General features: G+C 61.3%; 15 protein-coding genes. 5 read left to right on the top strand and 10 right to left on the bottom strand.

Annotated features, from left to right (window positions below):
* Positions 1–35 precede the first annotated feature (35 nt).
* The 5 genes from AC07VF_RS00280 to AC07VF_RS00260 form a co-directional block, all read right to left on the bottom strand.
* Positions 36–1,223, bottom strand: a complete 1,188-nt coding sequence (locus AC07VF_RS00280) for an acyl-CoA dehydrogenase family protein (RefSeq protein WP_495008892.1) — start codon at positions 1,221–1,223, stop codon at positions 36–38.
* Positions 1,220–2,590: an LLM class flavin-dependent oxidoreductase gene (locus AC07VF_RS00275; RefSeq protein ID WP_495008893.1), complete on the bottom strand. Its 1,371-nt coding sequence runs from the start codon at positions 2,588–2,590 to the stop codon at positions 1,220–1,222. Before AC07VF_RS00275 ends, AC07VF_RS00280 begins: the two co-directional genes overlap by 4 nt.
* Positions 2,591–2,614: 24 nt before the next feature.
* Positions 2,615–3,637 (bottom strand): ABC transporter substrate-binding protein, encoded by a 1,023-nt coding sequence (locus AC07VF_RS00270; RefSeq protein WP_495008894.1) that lies wholly within the window; start codon positions 3,635–3,637, stop codon positions 2,615–2,617.
* 333 nt (positions 3,638–3,970) lie between these two features.
* Positions 3,971–5,551, bottom strand: coding sequence for a rhodanese-related sulfurtransferase (locus AC07VF_RS00265; RefSeq protein WP_495008895.1), 1,581 nt, complete (start codon positions 5,549–5,551; stop codon positions 3,971–3,973).
* The gene (locus AC07VF_RS00260; RefSeq protein ID WP_346626564.1) at positions 5,548–6,156 is read right to left on the bottom strand and encodes a cysteine dioxygenase family protein; all 609 of its coding nucleotides are present in this window, start codon (positions 6,154–6,156) and stop codon (positions 5,548–5,550) included. Before AC07VF_RS00260 ends, AC07VF_RS00265 begins: the two co-directional genes overlap by 4 nt.
* Before the next feature lie 200 nt (positions 6,157–6,356).
* Between AC07VF_RS00260 and AC07VF_RS00255 the strand changes: the two genes are divergently transcribed.
* Both AC07VF_RS00255 and AC07VF_RS00250 read left to right on the top strand, forming a co-directional pair.
* Positions 6,357–7,262, top strand: a complete 906-nt coding sequence (locus tag AC07VF_RS00255) for a LysR family transcriptional regulator (protein ID WP_192172755.1) — start codon at positions 6,357–6,359, stop codon at positions 7,260–7,262.
* A gap of 127 nt (positions 7,263–7,389) precedes the next feature.
* On the top strand, positions 7,390–8,208 hold the full coding sequence (locus AC07VF_RS00250; protein WP_423572768.1) for a class II aldolase/adducin family protein: 819 nt from the start codon (positions 7,390–7,392) through the stop codon (positions 8,206–8,208).
* Between the two features lie 74 nt (positions 8,209–8,282).
* On the opposite strand, the gene AC07VF_RS00245 is transcribed toward AC07VF_RS00250, so the two are convergent.
* The 4 genes from AC07VF_RS00245 to AC07VF_RS00230 form a co-directional block, all read right to left on the bottom strand.
* On the bottom strand, positions 8,283–9,371 hold the full coding sequence (locus AC07VF_RS00245) for an LLM class flavin-dependent oxidoreductase (protein ID WP_495008896.1): 1,089 nt from the start codon (positions 9,369–9,371) through the stop codon (positions 8,283–8,285).
* A 683-nt stretch (positions 9,372–10,054) separates the two neighbouring features.
* On the bottom strand, positions 10,055–10,465 hold the full coding sequence (locus AC07VF_RS00240; protein ID WP_133776461.1) for a PA2817 family protein: 411 nt from the start codon (positions 10,463–10,465) through the stop codon (positions 10,055–10,057).
* A 64-nt stretch (positions 10,466–10,529) separates the two neighbouring features.
* Positions 10,530–10,733: a helix-turn-helix domain-containing protein gene (locus AC07VF_RS00235; protein ID WP_163022082.1), complete on the bottom strand. Its 204-nt coding sequence runs from the start codon at positions 10,731–10,733 to the stop codon at positions 10,530–10,532.
* Between the two features lie 198 nt (positions 10,734–10,931).
* The gene (locus tag AC07VF_RS00230; RefSeq protein WP_346630558.1) at positions 10,932–13,376 is read right to left on the bottom strand and encodes an acyl-CoA dehydrogenase; all 2,445 of its coding nucleotides are present in this window, start codon (positions 13,374–13,376) and stop codon (positions 10,932–10,934) included.
* Between the two features lie 213 nt (positions 13,377–13,589).
* Here AC07VF_RS00230 and AC07VF_RS00225 point away from each other — a divergent pair, with 213 nt between their 5' ends.
* The 3 genes from AC07VF_RS00225 to AC07VF_RS00215 all read left to right on the top strand — a co-directional run bounded on the left by AC07VF_RS00225 (position 13,590) and on the right by AC07VF_RS00215 (position 16,141).
* Positions 13,590–14,213 carry a glutathione S-transferase family protein gene (locus AC07VF_RS00225; protein WP_346630557.1) on the top strand — a complete coding sequence of 208 codons (624 nt, stop codon included), beginning with the start codon at positions 13,590–13,592 and terminating at the stop codon, positions 14,211–14,213.
* Between the two features lie 219 nt (positions 14,214–14,432).
* A complete protein-coding gene (locus AC07VF_RS00220; protein ID WP_495008897.1) occupies positions 14,433–15,365 on the top strand; it encodes an ABC transporter ATP-binding protein in 933 nt (310 codons plus the stop codon).
* Positions 15,362–16,141 (top strand): ABC transporter permease, encoded by a 780-nt coding sequence (locus AC07VF_RS00215; RefSeq protein WP_495008898.1) that lies wholly within the window; start codon positions 15,362–15,364, stop codon positions 16,139–16,141. Before AC07VF_RS00220 ends, AC07VF_RS00215 begins: the two co-directional genes overlap by 4 nt.
* Before the next feature lie 171 nt (positions 16,142–16,312).
* Here the strand turns inward: AC07VF_RS00215 and AC07VF_RS00210 are convergent, their stop codons facing one another.
* A complete protein-coding gene (locus tag AC07VF_RS00210; RefSeq protein ID WP_463582800.1) occupies positions 16,313–16,828 on the bottom strand; it encodes a DUF2062 domain-containing protein in 516 nt (171 codons plus the stop codon).
* Positions 16,829–16,964: the final 136 nt, after the last annotated feature.

Genomic DNA, 16,964 nt, shown 5'->3' with positions numbered 1-16,964 from the left:
GCTGAAGCCGGTCCTACCGTGGAATGCGGTGCTACTTACTGCCTGACTGCTCGCCCGGCAAACACGGCCTTGCCCACCCCCTGCAACACCACGTCATTCTGTGGCGTGTGTACTCGGCCGCAGACGACGTTGCGGTAATGGCGTTGCAGCGGGTTGCTGCGCGACAGGCCGGGGTTGCCGGTGGCTTCAATCGCCAGTTCAACCGCGCGAATAGCGTTGCTGGTCACCAGGTATTTGATCTGCGCCGCATGACTGGCCGGCGTCAGCCCATGAGTCGCCGATTCCAGCAGTGTCTGGTTGGCGAACAACAAGGTGTCGATGTGGCCGAGTACTTCATGAAAGCGCGGCAGCGTCGACAGCGAGGCTCCCAGGTTGGACGGCGTGCGCTGCTCCAGAAAATTCACCAGCCAGTCCCGCGCCGATTGCGCAATGCCGTCGTACACCGACGATAACAACACCGACATCCACAGCAATCCCGTCGCATCCAGCTCAGGCTGCGGTGAACTCGCCGGGCTGGTGTTGACAGCATGATCCAGCGGCACCAGCACGTCGTCGAAAATCACCTCGTGGCTGGAGGTCGCGCGCATGCCCAAATGATCCCAGTCCTCGATGATGCTCGCGCCCAGGCTGTCCTTGCGCACCAGCCACACCCCGACCAACGGATCGGCGTCATCGCTGCGCGCCCAGACGTTGAACCAGGTCAGGCCGTGGCTCCCCGTCGAGTAAATCTTTCGTCCGCTGATCCGCCAGCCTTCCGCCGTCCTGCGCGCAATCGTCGCCGGCAGCCCGCCGCGAGAAGGCGAGCCCAGATCCGGCTCAACGCGCAGCGCATTGATCAGCGCACCTTTATTCACCGCGTCCAGCGCCACCTGTCGGTATAAATGCTCGGGCCAGTTTTTGACCTCCCGAAGGCGTGCGTGCTGGATGTACTGCATCACCAGAATCAGCGCAGTGGAGGGCTCGCCGCGCGCCACCGCGCTGATCACTTGCTGTGCCCGCTTAAGATCCGCATCACCGCCCCCCAGCGCGCCTTCGACCGTCAGCCCGAGCAGACCTTGCTCGTGCAGCAAACGGAAGTTCTCGTGTGGGAAGTCAGCCGTTTCATCGTAGTGCTGCGCGGTCTCGGCCAGCCGCTCGGTGATCCCCTGCAAACGCGCCACAAAGGCCTCCTCGGTCTCGGCATCAGCTGAAGCATCAGGCTGCCGATTCAATCCTGCGCTCATGCCGGGACCTGCGATTTTTTGGCGTCCGTGACTTTCGCAGCCGCTGCCAGCCGCGCGGCGGTATGACGATTAACGGGAAACTCCAGACCGAAGTGTTCCCGCAGGGTCGAGCCGGTGTAATCACTGCGTTGCAGGCCGCGTTGCTGCAGGAGCGGAATCACCAACTCGGTGAAGTATTTCAGCCCATCAGGCAACAGCGAATTGATGATGAAGCCATCACTGGCGCCGTTCTCGAACCAGTGCTGAATCTGGTCGGCGACCTGTTCGGGCGTGCCGACGAACTCGCGGCGAGGGCGGGAGAACTCCAGCGCAACCTGACGCAGGGTCAGGTTCTGCTCCCTGGCCTGCTGCTTGATCCGATCCGAACCGCCTTTCTGGCTGTTGGCGCCCAGATCACCCAGGTCCGGAAACGGCGCATCCAGCGGGTATTGGCGGAAGTCGTGATCGTTGAACGGCCGGCCCAGCGCGACGATAGCGTCTTCGATGCTCACCAGTTCCACCGCTTGCTGATAACGCTGCTCAACCTCTTCGGCGTCGCGCCCCACGATCGGGCGAATGCCCGGCAAAATCGACAGGTCATCCGGGTTGCGCCCAAAGCCGACCGCGCGGCGCTTGAGGTCGGCGTAATACGCTTGAGTCTCTTCCAGGGACTCGGCGTGGACGAAAATCGCATCGGAATACTCTGCAGCGAAGTTGCGCCCGTCCTCGGAGGTGCCAGCCTGAAACAGCACCGGCTGGCCCTGGCGTGAGCGGGCGATGTTCAGCGGGCCTTTGACCTGAAAGAAGTCGCCCGAGTGATTCAAGGCGTGGAGCTTGCTGCGGTCGAAAAACTCGCCCGTCTGCTTGTTGCGGGTGAAGGCGTCGTCCTCCCAGGAATCCCACAGCCCTTTGACCGCCGACACGTGCTCCCTGGCGATGCGATAGCGCACGGCGTGGGGCGGATGCTCGCTCTTGCTGAAGTTCTCGGCGGTGCCGCTGAGCCATGAGGTGACGACGTTCCAGCCGGCGCGGCCGCCGCTGATGTGGTCCAGGGAAGAGATCTGCCGCGCCACTTGAAAGGGTTCGGTGTAGCTGACGGTCACAGTCGCCACCAGGCCGATCCTGCTGGTAGTGGCGGCCAGCGCCGAGAGAATGGTCAGTGGCTCGAAACGGTTGAGGTAGTGCGGGCTGGAGTTCTCGTGGATGTGCAGGCTGTCGGCGATGAACACGAAGTCGAATTTCGCGTCTTCAGCCAGTCGGGCCTGGCCTTTATACCAGTCGACGTTGGTGCTGGCGTCGGCCTGCGCATCCGGGTGGCGCCACTCGCCCCAACCGTGGCCCACGCCATGGACCATTGCACCGAGTTTGAGTTGACGAGGCTTGCTCATGGTGTGTGCTCCTGAGTCGAGCGCTTAGCGTGCAGCTTGGGGATTGTTCTGGTGGGCGGCTTGCTCGGCTGATTGCTCGGCGGCCAGGCGGATGGCGTTGAAATCCGCATCGAAGCCGTGGGACACGTCGACGTGCTTGTTCAGGATGCCTTCGCGCTGGTAGATGTCCGCCGTGTTCTGCAAGCCCTTGATGACGCCGTCATCGATGCTCACGCGTTCCATTTTGGTGTCTTTGTTGACCGCCAGATGCACGGCCAATGGCAGCCCGGTGACCTTGGTCTGGGCGGCGGCGTATTCGGCGGGATGGGCGTTGGCCCAGCGGTAGGCGCGGTCGAGGCGCACCACGAAGTCGTCCAGTTGCACGCGCTTGTCGGCGATAGCCTTGCTGGTCGCAGCGAGGTAGGAATGATTGGTCAGCAAGTCCGGGCCGTTGGGCAGAATGCGCGCGCCGTTCTGCGTGGCGACGGTGGTGTAGGGCGCCCAGGTGGCCCAGGCATCAGCATCGCCGTTGTCGAGGATCAGCCGCGACTCGCTGGGCAGCAGGTAGACGAAATTCACGTCGCTGGTCTTCAGGCCCGCTTCGTTCAGCGCGCGGATGGCCAGGTAATGGCCGATGGAGCCGCGTCCGGTGACGATGCGCTTGCCCTTGAGGTCGGCAACCGACTTGATCGGCGAGTCGTTGCGCACGATCAATGCAGTGGTATAGCGGCCGCTGACGTGGGTGATGCTGATGACCTTCAACGCGGCCCCCGCGCCCAGCGCAAAGACATACGGCGCGTCGCCCAGTGCGCCAACGTCAACGGCCCCTGCGTTCAGGGCTTCGCCCAGTGGCGACGCCGAAGGGAATTCGGAGAACTTGATCTCGTAGGGCACGTCCTTGAGCTCGCCGGACACCTCCAGCAGCACCTTCAGCGCGGACTTCTGGTTAGCGACGAGCAGCGGCTGGAGTGGCTCGGCGGCCTGCGTGATTTGGCTGAATGACAATGCGAGCAGTGCGCCGAGTATCACGTGTCGGACGCGGAGCAGGGGAGTGAAAGGGGCGGACATGATGCGTGTCTCCAGGCGTGGAAGTGGATTCTTGGCCTCCGCCTGGAGAAGGGGTCGGCAAGGGGATTGACCTTATGCCTATAAGAAACGGAATAGAAGTATCTTTTGGTTATATGCTAATTATGTATTTGTGTGATGATGCGGATACTAATTATTAAATTAATGCATAACTATTTTTGGGGCGATGCATTTTGTGCAGGAGCGGTTGCCCACGAGGTGGCGGGCACACGCGCTGAATCTTCAGCGGCTGGAACGCCATCTTCGCGAGCACGCTCACTCCCACAGCGGCTGGCGTCGTCCGCGCGACGGGGGCAAAAGCCGTCATGCGGCGGCTCAGATCACATAAAACCCGTGGGTCCCGTCGCGGCCCAACTGCTCGACCAATCCATACTCCCAATCCAGATACGCCTGCATCGCCTCACGCGGCGCATCAGTGCCTTCATAAGGCCGGCGATAGCGATCAATGCGCGAGGAGGCCAGATGGCTTTCGCCGTGCTCAAGCTCTAACCCCGCCGCGACCCAACTGGCGGTGCCGTCCTTGAGCACAAACACCGGCTTGCCCGTTAGCGCTTCGACCTCAGACACAGCCAGGCGCGCCAGTTTGCTGCTGCCACAGGTCAGCACGTAACGCTCGGCGACCGGAATGTTCTGCAGCGCGCTGGCAAGGTCGGCTCGCAGCGTCCACCAGGCACCCGGAATATGCTGCTTGACGTAGTTGGCGCTGGCGGTGAAATCCAGCACCGCCACGCCACCGTGTTCGCGCCACTGGCGCAGTGTTTCGGCGCTGATCTCCTCGACCTGCGGCGCGGGCGGACTCGGCGCGTTCCAGCCGCCTTTTTCGCTGAAATCCTCAGGACCCAGGTTGTCCACCACGAACACCTCCCAGCCGAGCTGTGCGAGCCACGAAGCCGACATGTTCGCGCGCACGCCGTCGTCGTCGAGCAAGACAATTCGTGCGCCGCGCACGCTGGCGTAATGGTCAGTCTCCTGCACCAGTTGGCCGCCCGGCGTCGAACGCGCCCCCGGCATGTGACCGGCTTCGAACTCCTCCGGCGTGCGCACATCGAACAGGTACGTCGTGCGAGTCGTTTCTGCCTGCCAGACCGGCAGGTCCGCGCGGCTGCCTCGTTTCACTCGTGCTTTGTCCGCCACGTTGCGCGCATCCGCCCGAGCGACTTCCCGGGTCGCGTCGCTGACTTGCGGGAAGCGCCGGGATTGCCCGTGATCCAAGGTCTGCCCGGCCAGCAGCCAGCCGATGGTGCCATTGCGCAGGGCGGAAATCGGGTTGGGCAGGCCCGCGTTGACCAGCGACTGGGTGCCGATGATGCTGCGCGTACGGCCGGCGCAATTGACGATGATCCGGGTGCTGGGATTGGGCGCCAGTTCACGGGCACGCAGCACCAGTTCGGCGCCGGGCACGCTGACGCCGGTGGGAATGCTCATGGTCTGGTATTCATCGAACCGCCGCGCATCCAGCACCACCACGCCGGCCTGGGCGTCGAGCAACTGCTTGACCTCTTCGGCGGCCAAAGACGGCGTGTGGCGATGGTGCTCCACCAGTTCGCCGAACGCCTTGCTCGGCACGTTGACGTCAATGAACACCTCGCCGCCAGCGTTGCGCCAGCCCTGCAACCCGCCTTCAAGCAGCTTGACGTCGCTGTAACCCAGTTCCTGAAGACGCTTCAAGGCGCGTTCGGCCAGACCTTCGCCGTTGTCATAAACGGTGACAGCGGTATCGCGACGTGGGATGCGCGCGAGCACCTCCAGCTCCAGCTTCGACAACGGAATGTTCGCGGCGAACAGCGGGTGAGCTTCGGCGAACGGGGCTTCTTCGCGGACATCGATCAGCGCGACCTCCTCATGGGCGAGCAGCGCTTGGCGGATGTCGGCGTAGGAACGGGTGTCATGGCTCATTGGGCTTGGTTCTCTTTGGACAGATCCCAGATGTTCGGGAGAAAAGCGTTGGAATAGCCGGAGATGAACAGTTTTTCGCTGCCATCGGGCTGGTAAACAGCGCGCTTCACGGCGCCGATGTTGGCGCCGTAGACATGAATACTGATCGACACCTGGTCGTCGAAGGCGTTGCTGACCTGATGAATGTCGTTGCTGCGCGGCGACAACGCCTCGACATGACCGGGCTCCAGGCGGATCGCCGGGCCTTCCTGTTCCAGCCGGCCATCGGCGCTGCGGGCGAACCCCTGGGAATACTCGGCGCCGCGCAGCATGCCGATCAAGCCCCAGACGCGATGGTCATGAATCGGCGTGCTCTGGCCCGGCCCCCACACGAAGCTGACGACCGAGAACCGCTGCCGTGAGTCGGCGTGCAACAGAAACTGTTGATAGCGCGCCGGATCGGGCACGGCGAACTCATCCGGCAGCCAGTCGTCATGACTGACCAGTTGCCCCAGCAGCTTGCCACCCCGGGAGAGCAGGTCGCCTTCCCCCGGGTTGCTATCGATCAGCTCGGCCAACGCGCCGATAAAGGCCCTGAGTCGTTCAGGGTGTCGGATGTGAGTCATATCGGCTCCGGTCGGAAGGGGATGCTTAATATAAGCATAATGCGCCTGGCTAATATGCTATTTATTGATGATTAGGTTATAACCAAAAAGTCGTTGATAACCGATTCGCAGGGTGCCGGACGTTGTGAGGCTATCCAGCGCCTTCGATAGCCATTATGATTTTTGCCTATCTTGTTTCTCTTATTCCATGTGCGATCCGAATGAAAATTGATGACATCGATGCTTTCGTAGCGGTCATTCGCTGCCAGTCGATCAGCCATGCCGCTGAATCCCTCGACCTGACCCAACCCGCTATCACGCGCCGGGTGCAGAATTTCGAGCAGGCGCTGGGCGTTGAGTTGTTTGACCGTAATACCAAGCCGCTCAAGCCGACGCCAATGGGCACGCAGGTGTATCAGAAGTGTCTGGCGATCCTGCGGGAAATGGACTCTCTGCGTGAACTCGTCGCCAGCGACACGCCGCCCAGCGGTTTGCTCAGGCTGGGGGTGCCGCAAACCATCGGCGACGTCGTGCTGCTGGATGCGTTGAAACACCTGCGCGGGCAATTTCCCGACCTGCGCGCCCAAGTGATCACTGGCTGGGGCAGCCACCTGATCGGCAAAATCGAGAATGGCGAACTGGACGCGGCCGCGGCGCTGTTCCCGGCCGGGAAGATCTTCCCTGAAGGCATCGTTGGCGAGTCCATCGGCAAGATGGAGCTGGTGGTGGTGTGCGCCAGGAGCGCGCTGCCGAAAAAGCCGGTGAAGCTGGCGGACTGCTACGAGCTGGGCTGGGTGCTCAACCCCGATGGCTGCGGTTTCCGCGCCGGACTGCAACGCACGCTGGCTGATCAGGGGTTAAGCCTGAAGGTCAATCTGGAAACCTTCGGCACCGAGCTGCAACTGGGGCTGGTTGCCGATGGCATGGGCCTGGGTCTGGTGCCGCGTCCGCTGCTGGAACGCAGCGTCCACCGCGATTCACTGGCGGTCATGCCGCTAAAGGATTTCAAGCCGGTCATGGACCTGTGGCTGATCTACCCTCGCTTCCTCGGCAATCTGCAGGCGCCGGTGGCGTCCTTCGGCAGTCTGGTGGCGCAATCGCTGAAGCAGGAGCGGGATGCGGCTTGAGGGCTGCTCCAGTCTAATAATAAAAAATACTGATAATTAGCTTAGAAGAAAATGTGATTTCTAAATGGTTTGCTCGGCGCATAGGCTGCCCCGATTACGTCTGAACCAGACCACCAGGGAGTCATGCATGAGCAACGTCAGTTCTTTACCCGTTCAGTCCGGCGTTAGCACCGCCGTCAACGCCGGCAGCGTGCGTGATCGGGTCAGCCCGGAAGAGTGGGAGGTGCGGGTGAAACTGGCGGCGGCTTACCGGATCGCCGCCCTGAAACGCTGGACCGACCACATCTACACGCACTTTTCCGCGCGCGTGCCGGGGCCTGATGAGCACTTCCTGATCAACGCCTTTGGCTTGCTGTTCGACGAGATCACCGCGTCCAATCTGGTCAAGGTCGACATCGACGGCACCCTCGTCGATGACCCGACCGGCCTGGGCATCAACAATGCCGGCTACGTTATCCACAGCGCCATCCATGCAGCGCGCCCTGATTTACAGGCGGTGCTGCACACCCACACCCGCGACGGGATTGCCGTCTCTGCGCAGAAGAACGGGCTGTTGCTGATCTCCCAGCATTCCCTCGGGTTCTCCGGGCGCGTGGCGTACCACGGTTACGAAGGCATCGCGCAGGACCTCGGCGAGCGTGAACGCCTGGTGGCGGACCTGGGCGACAAGAGCGTGATGATCCTGCGCAACCACGGTCTGCTCACGGCAGGGGTGAGTGTCGAGCACGCGTTTCAACAGCTGCACAACCTCGAATACGCGTGCAACATTCAGATCGCGGCGCAGGCGGCGGGCAATGCCGAATTGATCTTCCCGCCCGAGGAAGTGGTCAGGAAAGTGGAAGAACAGGCCAAAGTCCTGAAAAGCGGCACGGGTCCGGGCGTGACACGGCACTGGAACGCGCTGATCCGCGAACTGGATCGGCACGGGACGGATTATCAGGCGTGATGTCGAATCCTGGCGCGCCGTTACGCGGCGCGCCTGGCATGGGGTGTTGATGAGGCCTGCCGCGCAGGCGGCGATTACGCCACTTTCTCGTTCTTCTCCTGCTCACGCCGCGCGACCAATTCCCGTGTCAGCGGGATCAGTTTTTTGCCGTAATCGATTGCGTCTTGCAGCGGATCAAAACCGCGAATCAGGAACGTCGTGATTCCCAAGTCGTAATAATCCAGCAGCGCCTCGGCCACTTGCTCTGCGGTACCCACCAGCGCGGTGGAATTGCCTTTCGCGCCAAGCAGCCCGGCAATGCCGGTCCACAAGCGTTTGTCCAGACGCGCACCTTGGGCCGCGGCTTCCAGCAAACGCCGCGAACCTTCATTTGGCGGCTCCCGGCGTTCAAACCCTGAAGCCTGCGCCAGTGCCTTCGCCCGCTCAAGGATATTGTCCGCACGCGCCCAGGCCTTTTCCTCCGTCTCCGCCAGAATCGGCCGCAACGACAGGCTGAAACGTACCGTCCGGCCGTGTTTTGCGGCTTCAGCCCGCACCTGTTTGACGATGTCTCTTACTTGCTCGTAGGTCTCGCCCCACAGCGCATAGACATCGGCATGCTTGCCCGCGACTTCCAGCGCAGCCTGCGAGGCACCCCCGAAATACAGCGGAATATGCGGCTGCTGCGGCGACTTGACCAGCGAGTGAGCGCCCTCGAACTGGTAGTAATCACCGTGGTGATAGAACGGCTTGTCGGCTGTCCATTCCTGGCGCACCACGCCGAGGTACTCGTCCGTGCGCGCGTAACGCTCATCCTTGCCAATGAAGCTGCCGTCGGCGCGCAGCTCCTGATCATCGCCGCCTGTAATGATGTGCACCGCAATCCGCCCGCCAGTGAACACATCCAGCGTGGCGAATTGCCGAGCGGCGACGGTGGGTGAGATAAAACCCGGACGGTGTGCGACGAGAAACTTCAATGTTGTCGTGACGCTGGCCGCGTAAGACGCGACGAACGCACTGTCCGGGCTGTTGGAATGGTAGGCAACCAGTGCACGATCAAAGCCCGCCTCTTCATGGGCACGGGCGACTTTCTCCACATACTCAGGCTGGACCGCCGGCCCGCTGCGCGGATGAATCTCCGATCCGGGTTGGGTCGCGATATAACCGATGAACTCGACGCTCATGACAATTCCTCGTGCTGATGGAACAACCTGCACCAAGGGGAGGGCGCGGGTGCGAGTCAGCAACATAGGGGGAAGTCGAGGGTCTGTGAAATTCGATTTGGCGCTAAGCTAATTATAAAAAATATGCATTTAGCGGGCAGGTAAGATCACAAAATGTTTTGTTGAGCGGCAGAGCCACTGACAAGTTCAATGACGACGCGGAGCGTCTTGGGCTGCATTCCCACGCAGAGCGCGGGAACGATCAATTCGCGGCGCCCGTGCTGACCTCTTCCCGGCGAAAGCCGGTCCTACAAATGCGCGCAGTCATAAGGACCGGCGGCGCCCCCCGTAGGACCGGCATCAGCCGGGAAGCCCTTGATCTGCCGTTGATCTGGATCTTGATCTTGATCTTCATACGCAGAATGTCCAGACACCGCTAAACGCGACTTGGTTGCAGGCTGAACGCAGGTTTCGCGGAGTGGGCCGAGCCGCATGGATGCGGCGAGAGCGCCGTCAGGACATGGATGTCCGTTCGGCGCGGGCCCACGGAGCGAGACCGGAGTGAAGGAACCCCGACGGAGGAGGGGCCAAACCGAGAGCAAGCACCCTTGGTTACTTGGGGTGCTTTTCCAAGTAACTCGCCGAAGGCGAAACAGTCGAGCCGTTAGGCCGACGCTCTTGATCTTGATCCGGATAACCTCAGATCAATGCTTGGACTCAGACTGCGACATCGCCAACAACTGCTTCTCCTGATTCCAGTCGAACGGCTCCTCGTTCTCCATCGCCTCAAACCGACGCTCCTCCAGCGCCGTATACAAATCAATCTCATCGTCCGGCATGAAATGCAGACAATCGCCCGCGAAAAACCACAACAAATCCCGCGGCACCAAATGAGCAATCTGCGGATAGCGCTGAATCACCTGACACAACAAATCCTGCCCCAGATACTGACTCTCGATCGGATCAGCCGGCAACAGCGTCAGCAACTCATCGTAACGCTCCAGAAACAGCGCATGACTTTCTTCGGGGACCTGCTCGGCCTCTCCCAGCGCGACCAGGATGCCGCGCAAATGCAACAGCAGATTCATGATGTGGTCGAGATTGGCGTCGGCCATGATGAAGCCCTCAGAGACAAAAACAGGCGCAGGAGTATAGAGGCCCCCGCCGCCTGCGGCTATCTCAATGCCACAACCCGGCCAGATACCGATGGCCTGCTTCGGTAAGCGCGAGATGAGCATAGGTACGGTCAGGACTGGGCAGACGAGTGACGAAGCCCATCATCAGCAGGGTTTGCAGGGTTTGTGTCGGCTTGCCTCTGTAAAGATCCTCCCCGGAGGCAATTTCAGAGAGCAGGCAGCGATGAGTCAGGCGTTGGTTAATCATGATGCGTCCCCTTGGGTTTTTCTTGTTGTTACCAAGGAGTGTAGGACAATTCGCTAGAGCGGTGTATGTAGACGTAAGTCGTGGGCAGCAACTGCAGGAGCGATTCCCATGCTCGCGGATGACGGCGTGTCAGCTAAGGTGCATGTTGCTGACCCACCGCAATCGCGAGCAAGCTCACTCCTACAGGGTACGTCGTTGTTAGCGGGTTTTGCCTTCAGTGGCGACCAGCGCTTCCTTGTCGAAATCATCCACATCGATCACCTTGCGTCGCGCCGCCTCTGCAGCGCGCAAGGTTTCCGCTTCCGCCGCCTGCAGCACGCCTGCGTTGAGCGCGGCGTCGATCAGATGCTCGCCACCCGTCGGTTTGACCTGGCCGCTTTTCACCGCGTGATGAAGTTTGCTGCGGATCGCCTTGGCGCCGTCGAGCAAGTCGCTGGCGTGCTGCAACGCGCCGACCGGATCCTCTGCGTCGGTCGGGCGATAGCAACCGGCAAGCACCGATTCCAACGCCGGGTCTCCCTTGGCGCGGCCGAGGATCTCCGCGACCTGGGCATCGAGCCTGTCCGATGGCCCTTTGTGGCGACGGCCGAACGGGAACACGATCACCCGCAGCAACCCGCCGAGGATGCGGTTCGGGAAATTGCTCAGCAGCTCATCCAGCGCACGCTCGGACTCGCCCAGCGCTTCTTCCATGGACCAGCAAAACAGCGGCGCCAGCGCTTCGGGATAATCCAGATCGTGGTAACGCTTGAGCGCGGCGGACGCCAGGTACATGTGGCTCAGCACATCGCCAAGACGCGCCGACAGACGCTCGCGGCGTTTCAGCTCGCCGCCCAGCAGCATCATGCTCAGGTCCGCCAACATTGCGAACGCAGCAGCCTGCCGGTTCAGCGCGCGGAAATAACGCTGGCTCAGGCGATCCCCCGGCACGCTTTCGAAATGCCCCAGCCCCAGATTCAGCACCAGCGTGCTGGCCGCGTTGCGCACGGCGAAGCCAATGTGCTGCATGAGCAGGCCGTCGAATTCCACGACCGCCCGATCGTGATCCTTACGGCCGGCGAGGGCCATTTCCTTCAGCACGAACGGATGGCAGCGAATAGCGCCCTGACCGAAGATCATCAGGTTGCGCGAGAGAATGTTCGCGCCTTCCACGGTGATGAAGATCGGCGCGCCTTGCCATGAGCGACCGAGGTAGTTGTTCGGGCCCATGATGATGCCCTTGCCGCCGTGCACATCCATCGCGTGGGTGATGCACTCGCGGCCACGCTCGGTCAGGTGATATTTCAGAATCGCCGACAGCACCGAAGGCTTCTCGCCCAGGTCCACCGCGTTGGCGGTCAGAATGCGCGCGCTGTCCATCAACCACGCGTTGCCACCGATGCGCGCGAGGGATTCCTGAATCCCTTCGAACGCTGCCAGCGGTACGTTGAACTGCTCGCGCACTTGGGTGTACTGCCCGGTAACGAGGCTGGTGAACTTCGCAGCGCCGGTGCCGACCGCCGGCAGGGAAATCGAACGGCCGACCGACAGACAATTCATCAGCATCATCCAGCCTTTGCCAAGCATGTCCTGGCCGCCGATCAGGTATTCCAGCGGAATGAACACGTCCTTGCCGGAGTTCGGGCCGTTCATGAACGCTGCGCCCAGTGGCACATGACGGCGACCGATTTCCACACCGGCGGTGTCGGTTGGAATCAGCGCCAGGCTGATGCCCAGGTCTGTCTCGTCACCGAGCAAATGCTCAGGGTCGTAGGCCTTGAACGCGAGGCCGAGCAGGGTGGCGACGGGACCGAGGGTGATGTAGCGCTTTTCCCAATTCAGGCGCAGACCAATGACTTCCTCACCTTCCCACTGGCCCTTGCAGATGATCCCGGTGTCAGGCATCGCCCCTGCGTCGGAGCCGGCCAGCGGGCCGGTCAGTGCGAAGCACGGGATCTCGTCGCCTCGCGCCAGGCGCGGCAAATAGTGGTTGCGCTGCTCGTCGGTGCCGTAATGCAGCAGCAGTTCCGCCGGGCCCAGTGAGTTAGGCACCATCACGGTGGAGGCCAGATCGCCGCTGCGGGTCGCCAACTTCATCGCCACTTGCGAGTGGGCGTAGGCCGAGAAGCCTTTACCGCCGTATTCCTTGGGAATGATCAGCGCGAAGAAACCGTGCTCCTTTATATGCGCCCAGGCTTCATGCGGCAGGTCCATGGCCTGACCGATCTCCCAGTCGCTGACCATGGCACACAGTGCTTCGGTCGGGCCGTCGAGGAACGCCTGCTCTTCATCGGTCAGCTTGCTTTTCGGGTAGCTGAGCAGGGTGTTCCAGTCCGGACGTCCGCTGAACAGCTCTCCATCCCACCACACCGTGCCGGCGTCGATGGCGTCACGCTCGGTGGCGGACATCGGCGGCAGCACTTTCTGAAACCACGAGAACATCGGCGCACTGAAGTGTTTGCGGCGCAGGTCCGGCAGCGCCAGCATCAACGCGACGCCAATCCACAACACCCACGGGATGATCATCCAGCCGTGGGCATGGCTGAACGCGCCCATCGCCAGCAGGTACACCGCGACGATGCCCAGGGCGGGGAATGGCGCAACTCGCCGATGGGCCAGCCAGGCCACGCCGACCACCAACACTACGATCCACAGCAACAACATAAACAGCCCTCCATGATGACGGTGCGATAAGCGCAACCGGCTGCGCAGTCGACCGCTCTGGCCCGCGCTTCGATAGTGACCCCGGGCTACCAAGGGAGTTCGGGGGCTGGCCGATGCACAGGAAGTTGTGGCTCGAACACCCGCATCCCGGAGTAGACTGTGGCCCGCCGCAAACGCCACTCATCGCTCGTTGACCACACGGAGAATGACAACATGTTGAAGATCTGGGGCCGCAAGAACTCGTCCAATGTGCGCAAGGCATTGTGGATCGCCGAGGAACTGGGACTGGAATACGAGTCGCTGAATGCCGGCGGCGCCTTTGGTGTCAACGATCAGCCCGAGTACCTGGCGAAGAACCCCAATGGTGTGGTGCCGATGATTGAAGACGGCGAGTTCGTGCTGTGGGAATCCAACACCATCGTCCGTTATCTGGCGGCTCAATACGCGCCGGATTCTGCTTTCTATCCCGCCGGCCCCAAGGCGCGCGCTCAGGCGGAGAAGTGGATGGACTGGACTACGTCGACGCTGGCCGGCCCTTTCCGCCCGGTGTTCTGGGGCGTAGTACGCACGCCGGCCGACAAACAGGACTGGACGCAGATCAACGCGGCCAAAGCTGAAGTCGAGCGCCTGCTGGTCATCGTCGACGCAGCACTGGCGCATCAGCCGTACCTCTCAGGCGACGAATTCGGCGTGGGCGACATTCCCCTCGGCTGCTTCGCTTATCCCTGGTTCGAAATGCCGATTGAACGTCGCGAGCTGCCCCACCTCAAAGCCTGGTACGAGCGTTTGCAACAGCGTCCGGCGTATCGAAAGGCCGTCATGACCGCGCTGACCTGAGTTCAGCCCGTGTCGAGTTAATACTGACTATCAATCGATGTCGCTGTACTTGGGCGGCATCGGCACGCAACATTGCGGCCACTGCGTTTGTAGCCTTGTGTTGCGCCTGATATTCCAGCTGCGCAGCACGGTAAATGTCAGCGCCCCTGTGAGCCCGGCAACTGCACGTTCGTATTCGTTTATCTTCCCTTTTCATTTTTTATTGGTGTGTGTTCAGTCATGAGTTCAGCTCTGTCCATCCGGCAGCTAACCAAGACCTACGGCAACGGTTTCCAGGCCCTCAAGGGCATTGATCTGGACGTCGCCGAGGGTGATTTCTTCGCATTGCTCGGCCCCAACGGCGCCGGCAAATCCACCACCATCGGGATCATCTCGACCCTGGTCAACAAAACCAGCGGCACGGTGAACATCTTCGGCCACGACCTCGATACCCATCCGGCGCAACTCAAGCGCTCGATCGGCGTGGTGCCGCAGGAATTCAATTTCAATCAGTTCGAGAAGACTTTCGATATCGTCGTGACTCAGGCGGGCTATTACGGCATTCCGCCGAAGATCGCCAAAGAGCGCGCCGAGCAGTACCTGACTCAGCTTGGGTTGTGGGACAAGCGCGACTCGCCGTCACGTTCGTTGTCCGGCGGCATGAAACGCCGACTGATGATCGCCCGCGCGCTGATTCACGAGCCGCGTCTGTTGATCCTCGACGAGCCGACTGCCGGCGTTGATATCGAGCTGCGCCGTTCGATGTGGACCTTCCTCACCGAGCTGAACGAGAAGGGCATCACCATCATCCTCACCACGCATTACCTGGAGGAGGCTGAGCAGCTGTGCCGCAACATCGGCATCATCGATCACGGCACGATCATCGAAAACACCAGCATGAAGACCCTGCTCAACAAGCTGCACGTCGAGACCTTCCTGCTGGACCTGCGCGATCCACTGCAGGCCGCGCCTCAGCTCAACGGTTATCCGGTGAAACGGGTGGATAGCCAGACGCTTGAGGTGCAGGTCGACAAGACCATCGGCATCACGTCGCTGTTCAGCCAGCTGTCGCTGCAGAACATTCAGGTGCTGAGCCTGCGCAATAAAACCAATCGCCTTGAGGAGTTGTTCGTGGGTCTGGTCGAGAAGAATCTGGCGAAGGTGGCGATATGAGCTCGGAGCTGCGTCCCAACCTGATCGCCCTGAACACCATCGTTTACCGTGAGGTCCGGCGCTTCATGCGGATCTGGCCGCAGACCCTGCTGCCGCCGGCGATCACCATGGTTCTGTACTTCGTGATCTTCGGCAACCTGATCGGTCGGCAGATCGGCGACATGGGTGGCTTCACCTACATGCAGTACATCGTGCCCGGCCTGATCATGATGTCGGTGATCACCAACTCCTACGGCAACGTCGTCTCGAGCTTCTTCGGCGCCAAGTTCCAGCGTTCGGTCGAAGAGCTGATGGTCTCGCCGGTGTCGCCGCACACCATTCTGGTCGGCTACACCATCGGCGGCGTACTGCGCGGGCTGGCGGTGGGGGTGATCGTCACGATGCTGTCGATGTTCTTCACCGACCTGCAGGTGCATCACCTGGGGATCACCATCATTGTGGTGCTGCTGACCGCGACAATCTTTTCGCTGCTGGGCTTCATCAACGCTGTGTTTGCGCGCAATTTTGATGATATCTCGATCATCCCGACCTTTGTGCTGACGCCGTTGACCTACCTGGGCGGGGTGTTCTATTCGATTAACCTGCTGCCGCCGTTCTGGCAAACCGTGTCGCTGGCCAACCCGGTGCTGCACATGGTCAACGCCTTCCGCTTCGGCATCCTCGGCGTGTCGGACATCAAAATCAGCATCGCCCTGGCGTTCATGGTCGTTGCGACCATAGTGCTGTACCTGGGCTGCGCGCGATTGCTGGTGAGCGGGCGCGGGATGCGTCAGTAACAGATTTAGGACGATCTTGTGAAATAGCGGCGGACTCGATCATGAGTCCGCCGCATTCTTATGTGGGAGCGAGCTTGCTCGCGAAGACTCCATTACACGCGCTGAATGGGTAGCGGATGTACTGACCTCTTCGCGAGCAAGCTCGCTCCCACCGGATTGGCGGCGTTGGCGCTACTGACGTTTAGCCTTGCGCTGCTTCCACTGCCGTCCGACCCACCAGCGCCAGTACGCCATTGTCCCGAAATACCCCGCCACGCCCAGCACGATCCCCGCCACCACCGACCCCAGCAAAAATGGCTGCCACAGGGTAGAAAGCTGCCCGCTGATCCAGTCCCAGCTCAGCTCGTCCGGGAAATGCCGTGGCGGCAAGCCCATCAGCAGCGCACCGATTTTGTAGGTGCAATAGAACACCGGCGGCATCGTCAGCGGGTTGGTCAGCCAGCACAGACTCACCGCAATCGGCATGTTGGCCCGTACCCAGATCGCCAGCACGGCAGCCAGCAGCATCTGCAACGGCATCGGCATCAACGCGGCGAACAGCCCGATCCCCATCGCGCGCGCCACGGAGCGTCGATTGAGGTGCCAGAGGTTGGGGTCGTGCAGAAGAGAGCCAAGAAAGCGTAAGGATTTGTGTTCCCGGATGCTGTTCGGATCGGGCATGTACCGCTTGATCAGGTGGCGTGGCATACGGGAATCCGGCGAGGTGGGCGGGAAATTCGAGGAAGTATGCACGGATAGTCGCAAACGCAAATTCAGACTTTGTGACAATTAATAAGCGCGCGTGCCGGGGCATCGACTAAGCCGTGGAGGTCGATTTCGCCCG

It is taken from the genome of Pseudomonas sp. GW821-FHT02H06 (assembly GCF_059421525.1).
This window is presented reverse-complemented; position numbering and strand designations above follow the sequence as displayed.